This is a genomic window from Rhodococcus sp. 05-2254-6, from assembly GCF_002258565.1.
Classification (GTDB): Bacteria; Actinomycetota; Actinomycetes; order Mycobacteriales; family Mycobacteriaceae; genus Rhodococcoides.
Genome location: NZ_NOZF01000113.1, coordinates 28,804 through 41,600, shown reverse-complemented (window position 1 = coordinate 41,600; position 12,797 = coordinate 28,804). Strand labels below are relative to the sequence as shown.

The window sequence follows — 12,797 nt, the reverse complement described above, 5'->3', positions numbered from 1 at the left end:
CAGTGACGAACAAGCACGGTCGTTATTGGGCGCTCGCAGCCGCGTCCGTCGCGGTGGTGGTCTTCGGATCAGCACAGTCGACGGGCGCGCTGTGGCGTGACGAGCAGATCGTTGCAGGCGGGACCATCAACTCCGGCACCTTGGACATCAAGGTCGGCCCGAACGGAGCAGAAGTGAACGATTACGTTCTCACTGCACTCGGCGCGGCAGACCTCGGACCGAACGGTTTCTCGCAGGCACCGCTGTCGATTCGGAACTCCGGCAACGTACCGTTCAACTTTCGGCTGCAGGGAACGACCGCGACGGGAACGGTCCCCCTTGTCTTGACTGCGACAACTGTTGCGGCCGAGGAGAATTGCCCGGCCGCAGGTACGCCGACGGGTCCGACGACGCAGTTGTACACCGGAAATGCCAGTGGTGCGCAAGCTCCGGTGCCACCGGCAGCAAGACTGTTGGCCGCAGGTGCTCGCGAAGTGTGGTGCTTTCGGCTCGCCGTCGGTTCCACTCCACCGCAGAGCGCGTCGTCGACGGTGACGTTCTCGTTCAGGGCGGACCAGACGTGAATGCCGACGACGACACGGACGTGATCGAAACCGTCACGGACGTATCCGAGGAGAACCGGACCGGTGTCTGGTGGTGGGTGAGCCGGATCGCGTCGTACACGCTTCTGGCGGCGATGTTGTTCGTCCTCGGGGTGACCGTCGTCATTCCGAAAGTCACCGGTTCGACGCCGTACACGATTCTCACCAGCTCGATGAAGCCGACGTACCCACCGGGAAGCCTGGTGGTGGTCAAGCCCGCCGACGCAGCCGAGCTCGAGGTAGGCACGCCGATCACCTACCAAATCCGTTCGGGCGAGCCCGAAGTGGTGACTCACCGCATCGTGGCGACCCGGCAGAGCGGACGGGGTATCACCACCTATGTCACTCGCGGGGACAACAACGGATCCGACGACGAGAACCCGGTGCAGATCGGGCAGATTCGCGGAAAAGTCTGGTACTCGGTGCCGTACATGGGCTACGTCAACAATTGGCTCAACGGTGAACAGCGAAAGATCACAGTGACTGTCATCGTCATCGGCTTGGCCGGGTATGCACTGTTCATGTTCGTCGGGGCAGGTGTCGATCGCTACCGCAGCCGAAAGGAGGAGTCGGATTGAGGCACAGTACTTTTGTCGCCTGCACGGCCGTCTTCGCCGGCGTCGCAGTCGTGTTGTTCCTCGGTGCCGGATCCACCCGAGCGCAAACGATCAAGTACAGCGACGACGGGAGGGAGTGGGCGTCGACTCTTCGAAGTGCATTCTTCGACAACGATATTCGGTGGGTTCCCGGCGACTCGCGTGAATCGCAGTTCCACGTGTTCAACGACACCGATCGGGACGGACGTCTCTGGCTGACCTTCGACAGCGACAACCCGGCGTTCCTTCGAGCCCTGAGCGTCTCCATCGGCGGCGGCGAGTTGGCCGAATCGTGCGCGTGGATCGACCTCGAGGCCGGGGAGAAGAAGCGCGTCGACGCGGAGGTCTCGATGGCCGATTCAGCCGGAAGCGACACTCGAACCTCCATCGCACGAATCGATCTGATCGTGCAGTGGGACAACAGCAACAACGCCGAGTGCCCGGAATTCTCGGGCGCGCGGACGGATACGGAAGGGGCGCAGCCCTGATGTCGCGTCACAGTGGCACCGCCGGTGAAAGGTCGGTCCTCCGCCGAATGGGCTTTGCGCTCATCAGCGCGCGCGCCCGAGCCATCATGTCGATCGGTGTTGTCCTCGGCCTCGGTGCCGTGGGAACCCTTGCCGCATGGTCGGATACGGCGACCGCGACGTCGGGTGTGTTCACAACGGGTCGGCTGGACATCAAGGTCGGAAGTCCTGCCATCGACAACAACCCGCCGGCGTTCACCACGACGCTGGCCAATCCTGCGATCTGGCCGGGGGATACCGTCGCGGCCGGGCTTCTGGTGACCAACGACGTCGGTTCGGTCGCCAATTCCTACACCATTTCTGTTCTGGCCAGCAATGCCACTCTCGGTAATCTTCTCAACTCTTCGGTGCACTCCGGCCCGCCTGTGTCCGGCGTGTGTAGTGGAAGCCCGATCAGCACGGTGACGGGACTCGGAACATCGAAGGTCTTCCCCGGTCTCAATCGGTCACTGATTGCGCGGCCGACAGAGGCCGTTATCGCTGGGCAGACCGACCAATTGTGCATCAGCGTGACCATGCCGGCCGGGACAGCTCAGCCCAATCCCGTTGCCACCGGCACCATCACGTACACCATCACCGCGACTTCGACGTAGATCATGTCCGCTACCCACGCCGCCTCCGCTGACCGCACCCGATCTCGCCCGCGCCTGTTTCGCGAAATTGCTTTGACCGTCGGCGCTGTTGCCGGGCTCGTCTGTGTGCTGTTTGCGCTCGCGGCCGTGTTCTTCGGTATCACCCCCTTGGTCTTCCGTTCTGGGTCCATGGCCCCCGCCATCGACACCGGCGCTCTGGCGCTGAGCAAGACGACTCCGGTCGCGGACATCGAAGTCGGCGACATCGTCAAGGTCACCAACGCGTCGGGGGCGGGAATCACCCACCGCGTGGTCGAGATCGGGGCCGTCGGAACCGATAGCGCGCAGCTGTTCCTTCAGGGTGACGCGAACGCTGAGCCCGATGCCGAGAGTTACGTGGTGTCAGAGGCCGATCGCGTGTTCTTCAGCGTCGGGAAACTCGGTTACGCGGTCAGCTGGCTCAGCGGCCCGGTCGCAGTGTTCATCGGTGGCATCGCCGTCGGCGCACTTCTCATGACTGCGTTCGGTTTTCGTAGGCCCAGCGTGGAGTCCGATGCAGAGTCCACTGCGAAGCCCGACGACGATCGACTGCAGGAATCGCGCAGTGGGCGGCACAGTGCCCACGGACGTGGGCCGTCGACCCTCGGGGTGGTGCTCACGTTGGCGACCATCTCGGCCGTGGGTATCGGTGCCTCGAACACTCCGACAACCCTTGCTGCGGGACAAGATACGGCGACGGCCCTCAGCGGCACCATCACCACGGCGTTGCCTCTTCCGGTGCCACAATCGGTAGACTGCAACAATCGCAGCGGCCTGATAAATGTGATCGGTAATTACGTCACCATGTCGTGGGCGTCCGCCGGTACAGGTTTCACGTACAGGTGGACGATCACCAGGGTGACGCAGAACGGGCAAGCTGATCGGACCGAGAACGTGTCGGGCACTTCCGTCGACATTTCCAACGGGCTCTTGTTGGGCACGAGGACGGGAACGTGGCTCTTCACAGTGCAGACAGTGTCCGGCACCAGGCTGTCCGCGCCGAGTGCCGGCTTTACGTTGGACATGGCATCGACGACGTCTACGTTGAATCTCCTTCCCAGCGTTCGGTGCGGCTCCGCGGTAGCCGCCGGCATCTCTGCTCGCAGTGCCCCCTTGGCAGTAGAGCCCGAGACCACCGAACCCGCGCCGACGGTGACGTCTATCGTTCCGGAGTCGACACTCGCACCGGCCCCAACAACGACGGATCCGTCGCTCACCGAGGAGTCCCCGGCTCCGCCGCCGGTCGAAGTTCCGGCAACAACGACAACCGTCCCGCCGACAACGACAACAACGACCGTCCCACCGCCGACCACAACCACTCCGCCTGCTCCCGCGGTTCTGTCGGCCCCGGTGACCTCGCCGTCGGGTGCGTCGACTGCCCAGGTCGTCGACATCGACGGCGTTCCGACGTTGCAGATCGTCGACGCCATCGGAGCAGTCCAGTACAGCGCTCCCGCCACGTCCAGTGAGGCATACGGCTATGGCGTGAACTGGTCGGCGGGAGACCAGCTGTGGCTGCTCGGTCCCGATCAGTTGGTTCGTCTCGACAGCAGCGGCGGTTCGTGGTCTCGAACGGTGATAGATCCGACGGCGACGGATCTCGTTCCGGCCGATATTCTCGAGCTCCTGAACTAGCCCATTTCACATATATGTCTTATTCGTCAGGCGCCGCCGCTGTTCGACGTGGATAATTGTCGCCAGGTCGGGCGACGAAAGGTCGAGTAATGACTGAAAATTACAATGGGTTGGAAGTTTTCAGCTACCAATTCGATCGCTTCGCATACGAACATCCTTGGATCGGCGCTCAGGCCGGTGAATTCATGCTCGGCCCCGAGGGTGGGGGAATGCTCGAATTCACCCATGCGACCGTGTTCGCTCTCCCCGAAGGTGGCGCGCACGAAGTGCACGGCCCGATCCTCGACTGGTATCTCGGCCACGGGGGACCCTATGGCGCACTTGGCTATCCGATCAGCAACGAGCGTCCGACGCCTACCGGATCCGGTCGCTACAACTTGTTTCAGCGCGGAGCTATCGGGTGGTTGCCGGATGTAGGTGCATTCACCATCGGCGGTCGGAGCGAGGAATCCGATGTCAGTCCGGGACCGGAAGCCGTGTTGGTGTCCGCGGTCGATGAACCTATCCCGGCATTCGGCATTTCTGCCTGAAACCCGTTCTTGCTCCCTGTTTCGGGCGATTTATTCGGTCGAGTAGTTTCATCTGGTCCGGCAGCAATTCAGAACAATCTCGGCTCGTCGAATCCCGGTACACCCTCGATGCCGAGTATCTTTTGTTTGGTATTCGTACCACCCGGTGCCGAAAAGCCGCCGACTTCCGTACCGGCACCGAGCACTCGATGGCACGGGACGATGATCGGTACAGGGTTGCGTCCCAGTGCACCGCCTACGGCCTGCGCTGCGCCGGGGTGGCCGAGACGGCGGGCAATGTCGCCGTATGTGAGTGTCGCGCCCCGGGGAATCCCACTGCATACGGTGTACACCGCGGCGTCGAACTCGGAGACGTCCAGCACCAGCGGAATCGGGCTCATGTCGACAGTACGTCCATCGAGCAGGGCGACAATTCGCTCGATCGCGTCGGCCGCGAGAGCGTCGACGGGTCGTTCCGCTGCACCGAAGCCGGCCAGGTAGTCCAACATCGCCTCGTCCGATGGTTCGGGGAGGGCGACCGCGACCACTCCGTCGTCGGTCCAGGCGATGCCGCAACGGCCGATGGCGGTGTCGAAGAGCGTGCTGCTCGGCATCGGTCCAGTATTCACCTGACCTCAGTCGGCAGTCCAGTGAAAAGCTCAATGGACTTGAAAGTCGAAGACCAGTGGGCGAATACTGGTGGGCATGGCTTCAAGAGTCCTCAATGCAGCGTCACTGGCCCGTGATCTCGGCAGCTGGCGCGGCGACGCGTCCTCGGACGGATCCGGCAGGCGCAAGGCGTCGCGTCCGACGTATCGGGCGTTGGCCGACGGCGTTCGACTTCTCATTCACGACGGTCGCATTCCGCTCGGTGTCGGTCTGCCCAGTGAGCGTGATCTGTCGGCGGCTCTCGATCTCAGTCGTACCACCATCACGTCCTCGTATTCGGTCCTGCGCGACGAGGGCTATCTGATCAGCAGGCAGGGATCACGAAGTACCGTCGCCCTGCCCGCAGCGCCCACCCCCAATGGATTGCTGATCCAGTCGACGACGCCGTCGGGTCCGGTGGTGGACATGTCTCACGCGGCGATGGCAGCGGCGGACGGCACCATGACCGCGGCGTACGAGTCTGCGCTACAGGCACTTCCGACGTATCTGCCGACGCACGGCATGGAACCCATCGGTCTGGCGGTGCTGCGGGAGGCCATCGCGCAACGCTTCGTCGAGCGTGGCCTGCCGACGACGGCCGATCAGATCATGGTGACTTCCGGTGCGCAGCAGGCAGTCCGGCTGTTGCTGGGCACGTTGACCTCGCCCGGTGATCGAGTGCTGATCGACCATCCGACCTATCCCAACGCGCTCGAAGCCATCAGGCGAGTCGGTGCCCGTCCCGTGCCGGTGCCGGTGCGTCCGGCCGACGGCGACTGGGATCTCGACGGGATCCGCAGTGCCGCACGGCAAACTGCCGCCAAGGTGGCGTATCTCATTCCGGACTTCCACAACCCGACCGGCCAGGTGCTGGGTGCCGAGGGCCGAGCGGAGCTCGCCCGCATCACCCGTGACACGCGCATGACGCTCATCGTCGACGAGACCATGGTGGACCTGTGGCTCGACGCCCCACCACCCCCACCGGTCGCGTCGTTCGGGCGGGTCTCGGGGTCCGATATCGTCACGATCGGATCGGCATCCAAGTCGTTCTGGGGTGGTCTGCGCATCGGATGGATCAGGGCGCATCCGTCGCTCGTCTCGCAGCTGGCGGGCTCGCGGGCAGCACACGACCTCGGCACGTCGATCATGGATCAGTTGGCGTCCTCGTTCCTGCTGCAGGACGCGGAACCGGCGCTCGAGCTCCGTCGGTCGCAGCTGCGTGAGCGTCGAGATGTGCTCGAAGATGCTCTGGCCGAACATCTTCCGGACTGGCGCTACCGCCGCTCCGAGGGCGGCATGTCGCTGTGGTTGCAGCTGCCTGCACCGGTGTCGAGTGCGCTCGCTGCCACCGCTCCCGCCTTCGGCGCAGTGCTGGCCGCGGGACCGAGGTTCGGCGTCGAGGGTGCCTTCGAGCGCTACCTCAGGCTGCCGTACACCCGTGAGCCGCAAGAGCTTCGGGCCGCGGTGATGGCGACGGCGGCGGCGTATCGAGCACTGGCCCCGAGCGCCGAATCGGAACAACCGGCGCTGGTCTTCTGACCGCGAACTCGAAGTTACGGACGGAAATCAGCCGAAATCCGTCCACAACTTCGAGTTCGACGCGCAATCAGCTCCAGACCGAGCCGATGTCGGTTGCGGTGGAGGGCGGTGGCGTCGGGACTCCGTTTTCGGTGCGGGAGAACCGCGGTGCCGGACGGTGCTGGGTGACGCCGCCGATGTCGATGAGCGAGTCGCGATCCTTCATGTGCGGGTGATTCGGTGCCTCGGCGAAGGTGAGGACCGGTGACACACAGGCGTCGGTGCCGTCGAAGATCGCGGCCCACTCGTCGCGGGTCTTGGACAGGAACGTCGCGGTGAACTTCTCGCGCAGCTCGGGCCATCGCGACTTGTCCATCTGCGGCGGCAGGTCCGCATCGGCGAGGCCCAATCCGGTGAGCAACTGAGCGTAGAACTGTGGCTCGAGCGAGCCGACTGCCATGTACTGGCCGTCGGAGGTCTCGTAGGTGTCGTAGAACGGCGCGCCGGTGTCGAGCAGGTTGGTGCCACGGTCGTCGCTCCAGGCTCCGACGCCACGCCACGACCAGATCATGTGCGAGAGTGCCGCGGTGCCGTCGACCATCGCTGCGTCGACCACCTGGCCCTGCCCGGAGCTCTGGCGCTCGTAGAGCGCCGCCATGATGCCGAAGACGAGAAACATCGAGCCGCCGCCGAAGTCGCCGACCATGTTCAGTGGCGGCACGGGCCGCTCGCCCTCGCGGCCGATCGCGTTGAGCACACCGGTGACGGAGATGTAGTTGATGTCGTGGCCGGCGGTCTGCGACCAGGGGCCTTCCTGACCCCAGCCGGTCATCCGGCCGTAGACCAGACGCGGGTTGCGGGCCAGGGCGTCGTGGGGTCCGAGGCCGAGGCGTTCGGTGACGCCGGGGCGGAACCCTTCGATCAGTACGTCTGCGCGCTCGATCAGGCCGAGGACCTTCTCGATGTCGGCGGGATCCTTGAGGTTCGCCTCGACGATGGTGCGGCTGCGCAGCTGATGGTCGTCCGGGGACACCTGGCCTGCGCGTTGGACGCGTACGACGTCTGCGCCGAGGTCGGCCAGCAGCAGCGCGGCGTGCGGGCCGGGCCCGATGCCCGCGAGTTCGACGACGCGGAGCCCTGTCAGCGGTCCACCAGTGTTCGACACGTTGTTGCCTCGTTCCGACTCGTCAGCTGCGAATGTGAATGGAGACTAACTTGTACTAGGTCGTCCAACTGATCGGGGTGTGGATAATAGGGCTGTGACTGCCCCAGATCCCGTCCGCATCGGTACTCCGCTCACTCCCGGGGCCACCCGGGTGATGTTGCTCGGCTCTGGTGAGCTGGGCAAAGAGGTGATCATCGCGTTCCAGCGCCTCGGCGTCGAGGTGATTGCCGTCGATCGCTACGACAACGCCCCTGGTCACCAGGTTGCCCATCACGCGTTCACCATCGACATGAGCAACCCCGAAGAACTACTGGCGCTGATCGATTCGCAGCAGCCGGACTTCGTGGTGCCGGAGATCGAGGCCATCGCCACCGATGCCCTGGCCGAGGTGGAAGCGCGGGGCCGGACGGTGGTGATCCCGACGGCTCGCGCGACTCAGCTGACCATGAATCGTGAGGGCATCAGACGTCTCGCGGCCGAGGAGCTCGGGCTGCCGACGTCCCCCTATGCGTTCGCCGATTCACTGGAAGACGTGCGAGAAGCGCTGTCCACCATCGGTTTTCCCGCGGTCATCAAGCCCGTCATGTCGTCTTCGGGCAAGGGGCAGTCCGTCGTTCGCAGCGAGGCCGATGTCGAGGCGGCGTGGGAGTACGCGCTGAAGGGCGGCCGCGTCGACCTCGGTCGTGTCATCGTCGAGGGATTCGTCGATTTCGACTACGAGATAACGCTTCTCACCGTCCGAGCAGCGAACGGAACCTCGTTCTGCGAGCCGATCGGGCACCTGCAGGAATCCGGCGACTACATCGAATCCTGGCAACCCCAGCCGATGTCCGACGCGGCCCTCAACGGTGCGCGCGATGTTGCCGAGCGGATCACGACGGCCCTGGGTGGGCGCGGGTTGTTCGGCGTCGAACTGTTCGTGCAGGGCGACAACGTGTATTTCTCCGAGGTCAGTCCGCGGCCACACGATACGGGCCTGGTAACGCTGCGGACGCAACGGTTCTCGGAGTTCGAGCTGCATGCCCGGGCAGTTCTGGGTCTGCCGATCGACACGACGCTGCTCTCGCCCGGTGCGTCTGCGGTCATCTACGGCGGCGTCGATGCGGAGGGCATTCACTTCGACGGCGTCGCCGACGCGTTGGCGGTTCCCGAGACCGACCTTCGTCTGTTCGGCAAGCCGACGAGCTTCGTCCGGCGTCGGATGGGAGTGGCGGTGTCGACGGCGTCGGATATCGACACCGCACGGAGCCGGGCACGCCAGGCAGCGGGCAAGGTTCGTCCCGTCGTCTGACCCGACACAGGGCACACTGAGCTCATGAGCGCGCTCGGAGAAGTCCTAGTCGGCCTGGTGATTCTGGTCGGCCTCGTCGGTATCGTCGTCCCGATTCTGCCGGGCACCATCCTGATCTTCGGGGCCGTCGCAGTGTGGGCGTGGGTCACCGGCGGAGCCGCAGCGTGGACAGTTTTCGCGATCGCGACGGTGCTGCTGGTGATCAGCGGCGTCGTGAAATACACCTGGCCCGGGCGGCGCATGCGGGAGGCGGGTGTGCCGACGCGATCGCTGATGATCGGCGGACTGCTCGGCATCGTCGGATTCTTCGTCATCCCCGTCCTCGGCCTGTTCATCGGCTTCATCGCCGGCGTCTACGTGGCGGAAGTGCCCAGGCATCGAAACCATTCCGAGGCATGGAGATCCACCGTGCACGCCACCAAGGCCGCTGGTCTGTCCATTCTGGTGGAACTGTTCGGTGCCCTGCTCGCCTCGGCGGTGTGGCTCGGCGGAGCGCTACTCGTCTAAGGGACGCGATACCAAGCCCGGGCGTTGCCGTCGAGCACCGCCGGGAGATCGCCGCCGACGGCGTGAGAAATGATGTCGATGTCGTTCGCCGAGAACGGGCGTGGGGCGCGGGTGCCCGGTAGATCGGTGCCGAACATCAACGCCGCGGGATTGACCCGGTGAATCTGCTGCAGGGTGTCGGCGATATCGAGATCGACCCGGCCGAATCCCGTTGCTTTGACGCGTACTCCGCGGTCGACGAGACCGAGCAGGTACGGCAGACCCTGTGTCGAGAGTCCCAGGTGATCGATGCTCACCGCCGGCAGTTTCGCGAGGACGGGTTCGAGCGAGAGCAGTAGGGACGCATCGACGTACAGCTCCGCGTGCCACCCCACCAGATCGTGGACACGACGCGCCTGAACGGTGAGCATCTGCAGATCCGTCTCGCCGCGTTTGAGATTGAACCGCATTCCCCGCACGCCCGCGTCGTTCAGTGCGACGATGTCCTCGTCGGAACATTCCGGATCGATCTGCGTGACGCCGACCCAGCCGCGTCCCAGAGTCTCCAACGCAGCGAGAAGGAAGCTCTGATCGGTGCCCTGGAACGACCCCGTGACCACTGCGCCGCCGGTGATACCGAGCCCGTCGACGTCGTAGAGGTAGTTCGAGACGGTGTACGGATCGGGCAGGAAACCGTGGTTCTCGATGAGCGGAAACTTCGGGTCGATGATGTGTAGGTGGGCGTCGAACACGGCCCCCAGCATGCCAGCTCACCCATTCGGCGTCGCGGCCACCGTTCGCGGTGTTTGAATTCGAAACATGAAACCGGAGACCACTGTCGTTCTCGACGGATACACCTATTTCGAATGTCCACGCTGGCACGAGGGGAGGATCTGGGTATCGGACTTCTACTCCTATCGCGTCGTGTCCGCCCTCGAGGACGGCTCCGACGTACGAGTCGAAGCCGAAGTACCCAATCAGCCGTCGGGCCTGGGATGGTTGCCCGACGGGCGGCTGCTCATCGTGTCGATGCGCGACTACAAGCTGCTGCTGCGTGAGCACGACGGCTCACTGACCGTGCACGCCGATCTGTCGACGTACGTGACGGCGAACCTCAACGACATGCTCGTCGACGCGCAGGGCCGTGCGTACATCGGTAACTTCGGGTTCGATCTGATGAACTTCGCGCCCGTAGAGACGGCCGATCTGATTCGCGTCGACCCGGACGGTTCCGCGCACGTGGTGGCGTCGGATCTGTACTTCCCCAACGGGATGGCGTTCACGGCGTCGGGCGAACTGCTCGTCGACGAGACGGTCGGCAACAGGGTCAGTGCCTTCGACATCGCCGAGGACGGGTCGCTGGGGGAGCGTCGCGATTGGGCGAAATTCGGTGAGCTGCCGTCGTCGACGGACATGGCCACCGCCATGGGCGAGGTGAAGGTGGCGGCCGACGGTTGCTGCATCGACACCGACGGCACCATGTGGATCGCCGACGCGCTGGGGCAGCGAGTGCTGCACGTGGCACCGGGCGGAGAGATTCTTCAGCAGCTCGATTTCGATCTCGGGGTCTTCGCCTGCGGACTCGGCGGATCCGACGGTCGCACGCTGTTCGTCTGCGCTGCACCGGATTTCAACGAGCATCAGCGCAAGATCGAGACCGAGGGAAAGCTGCTGGCAGTGCGGGTATAGAGCGCTCCGCGCATGTGAGTGGAACTTCGTAGCAGGGGTCGAAGTTCCGCTCACATGCGGCGCAGCCGCTCTAGGCCTTGTCGGGCTCGGATGCCTTCAGCATGTCCTCACGCTCGACGACCTTGACGCGCTCGCGGCCTTCTTCTTCGCCGAGTGAGCGTTCGTGGGCGTCGAGGCGGTACCAGCCGTCCCAGGTGGTGAAGGGGACCTGCTTGCCTTCGAGGAACGAGGTGACCGCGTCCAGATCGGGCTCGGTCGCACCGACGAAGTTCGGCGCATCCTCGAGCAGGTTCGCGACGGTTTCGTTGGCGTCGCCCTTGGTGTGACCGATGAGGCCGACGGGTCCGCGCTTGATCCAGCCGGTGACGTACGTGGCGGGAACCGGTGTGGTGGACGACGGGGACTCGACGACGCGTCCGGCCTCGTTGGGGATGGTGCCTGCCTGCTCGTCGAAGGGGAGCTGGCTGATGTTCTGGCTGAGGTAGCCGACGGCGCGGTAGACGGCCTGAACGTCCCAGTCGTTGTACTTGCCGGTGCCCTTGACGTTGCCGGTGCCGTCGAGTTCGGTGCGCTCGGTGCGTAGGCCGACGACCTTGCCGTTGTCTCCGAGAACCTCGTGGGGGGACTCGAAGAAGTGCAGGAACAGCTTGTGCGGGCGCTTGCCGACGTCGCGGATCGCCCAGTCCTGCAGGGTGTTGGCGACCATGTCGATCTGCTTGGAGCTGCGGCGGGCCTGCTCGGAGCCCTCGTCGTAGTCGATGTCCTCGGGGGAGACGATGACCTCGATGTTGGGGGAGTGGTCGAGCTCGCGGAGTTCGAGCGGGGTGAACTTGGCCTGAGCCGGTCCACGACGGCCGAAGACGTGTACTTCGATGGCCTTGTTGGCCTTGAGGCCCTCGTAGACGTTGGCGGGGATCTCGGTGGGGAGCAGTTCGTCACCGGTCTTGGCGAGGACGCGTGCGACGTCGAGAGCGACGTTTCCGACGCCCAGGACGGCGACCTTCTCGGCGTCGAGGGGCCAGGTGCGCGGCACGTCCGGGTGGCCGTCGTACCAGGAGACGAAGTCGGCGGCGCCGTAGCTGCCGTCGAGGTCGATGCCGGGGATGTTGAGTGCGCGGTCGGCGTTGGCTCCGGTGGAGAAGATGACGGCGTCGTAGAAGCGACGCAGGTCGTCCAACGTGATGTCGGTGCCGTAGTCGATGTTGCCGAGCAGGCGTACCTGAGGCTTGTCGAGCACCTTGTGCAGGGCGGTGATGATGCCCTTGATGCGTGGGTGGTCGGGGGCGACGCCGTAGCGGATGAGCCCGAACGGCGCGGGCATGCGCTCGAAGAGGTCGATGCTGACGCCCGGTCCGCTGACATTGTGGTCGGACTTCATGAGCGCGTCGGCGGCGTAGATGCCTGCCGGTCCGGCACCGACGATGGCGACGCGGAGTGGACGAGTCTGATCAGTCATGTGCAGCGAGCTACCTTCTTCGAGGGAAGTGCGGACACCCCAGCATAAATTAAGGACAACCTGAGCTGGGGCAGTGGGCAACTTG

Annotated in this window: 14 protein-coding genes; 10 read left to right on the top strand and 4 right to left on the bottom strand. The window is 64.6% G+C overall.

Annotated elements, in window-relative coordinates:
• The first annotated feature begins 2 nt into the window (after positions 1–2).
• The 6 genes from CH256_RS14665 to CH256_RS14640 all read left to right on the top strand — a co-directional run bounded on the left by CH256_RS14665 (position 3) and on the right by CH256_RS14640 (position 4,480).
• Positions 3–563, top strand: coding sequence for a hypothetical protein (locus CH256_RS14665; RefSeq protein WP_094640961.1), 561 nt, complete (start codon positions 3–5; stop codon positions 561–563).
• A complete protein-coding gene (locus CH256_RS14660; protein ID WP_094640962.1) occupies positions 560–1,159 on the top strand; it encodes a signal peptidase I in 600 nt (199 codons plus the stop codon). Before CH256_RS14665 ends, CH256_RS14660 begins: the two co-directional genes overlap by 4 nt.
• Positions 1,156–1,665, top strand: a complete 510-nt coding sequence (locus CH256_RS14655; protein WP_094640963.1) for a hypothetical protein — start codon at positions 1,156–1,158, stop codon at positions 1,663–1,665. Before CH256_RS14660 ends, CH256_RS14655 begins: the two co-directional genes overlap by 4 nt.
• Positions 1,665–2,297 carry a SipW-dependent-type signal peptide-containing protein gene (locus tag CH256_RS14650; RefSeq protein ID WP_094640964.1) on the top strand — a complete coding sequence of 211 codons (633 nt, stop codon included), beginning with the start codon at positions 1,665–1,667 and terminating at the stop codon, positions 2,295–2,297. Before CH256_RS14655 ends, CH256_RS14650 begins: the two co-directional genes overlap by 1 nt.
• A 3-nt stretch (positions 2,298–2,300) precedes the next feature.
• On the top strand, positions 2,301–3,950 hold the full coding sequence (locus CH256_RS14645; protein ID WP_094640965.1) for a hypothetical protein: 1,650 nt from the start codon (positions 2,301–2,303) through the stop codon (positions 3,948–3,950).
• 89 nt (positions 3,951–4,039) lie between these two features.
• Entirely contained in the window at positions 4,040–4,480 is a 441-nt protein-coding gene (locus tag CH256_RS14640; protein ID WP_094640966.1) for an LGFP repeat-containing protein, read from the top strand.
• A 68-nt stretch (positions 4,481–4,548) separates the two neighbouring features.
• Here CH256_RS14640 and CH256_RS14635 read toward each other — a convergent pair whose 3' ends face one another.
• Positions 4,549–5,073, bottom strand: a complete 525-nt coding sequence (locus CH256_RS14635) for a methylated-DNA--[protein]-cysteine S-methyltransferase (protein ID WP_094640967.1) — start codon at positions 5,071–5,073, stop codon at positions 4,549–4,551.
• Between the two features lie 91 nt (positions 5,074–5,164).
• Between CH256_RS14635 and yczR the strand changes: the two genes are divergently transcribed.
• Complete coding sequence (gene yczR, locus CH256_RS14630) at positions 5,165–6,646, top strand: MocR-like transcription factor YczR (protein WP_068053970.1); 1,482 nt, start codon at positions 5,165–5,167, stop codon at positions 6,644–6,646.
• Between the two features lie 67 nt (positions 6,647–6,713).
• Here yczR and CH256_RS14625 read toward each other — a convergent pair whose 3' ends face one another.
• Positions 6,714–7,790 (bottom strand): CaiB/BaiF CoA transferase family protein, encoded by a 1,077-nt coding sequence (locus CH256_RS14625; protein WP_094640968.1) that lies wholly within the window; start codon positions 7,788–7,790, stop codon positions 6,714–6,716.
• Between the two features lie 94 nt (positions 7,791–7,884).
• Here CH256_RS14625 and purT point away from each other — a divergent pair, with 94 nt between their 5' ends.
• On the top strand, positions 7,885–9,081 hold the full coding sequence (purT, locus tag CH256_RS14620) for a formate-dependent phosphoribosylglycinamide formyltransferase (RefSeq protein ID WP_094640969.1): 1,197 nt from the start codon (positions 7,885–7,887) through the stop codon (positions 9,079–9,081).
• A gap of 24 nt (positions 9,082–9,105) precedes the next feature.
• The gene (locus CH256_RS14615) at positions 9,106–9,588 is read left to right on the top strand and encodes a DUF456 domain-containing protein (RefSeq protein WP_094640970.1); all 483 of its coding nucleotides are present in this window, start codon (positions 9,106–9,108) and stop codon (positions 9,586–9,588) included.
• On the opposite strand, the gene CH256_RS14610 is transcribed toward CH256_RS14615, so the two are convergent.
• Positions 9,585–10,331, bottom strand: coding sequence for an amidohydrolase family protein (locus CH256_RS14610; protein WP_094669935.1), 747 nt, complete (start codon positions 10,329–10,331; stop codon positions 9,585–9,587). The genes CH256_RS14615 and CH256_RS14610 overlap by 4 nt on opposite strands.
• A 55-nt stretch (positions 10,332–10,386) precedes the next feature.
• Between CH256_RS14610 and CH256_RS14605 the strand changes: the two genes are divergently transcribed.
• Entirely contained in the window at positions 10,387–11,256 is an 870-nt protein-coding gene (locus tag CH256_RS14605) for an SMP-30/gluconolactonase/LRE family protein (protein ID WP_176460419.1), read from the top strand.
• 70 nt (positions 11,257–11,326) lie between these two features.
• Here the strand turns inward: CH256_RS14605 and CH256_RS14600 are convergent, their stop codons facing one another.
• A complete protein-coding gene (locus CH256_RS14600; protein WP_094640972.1) occupies positions 11,327–12,712 on the bottom strand; it encodes an FAD-dependent oxidoreductase in 1,386 nt (461 codons plus the stop codon).
• Positions 12,713–12,797: the final 85 nt, after the last annotated feature.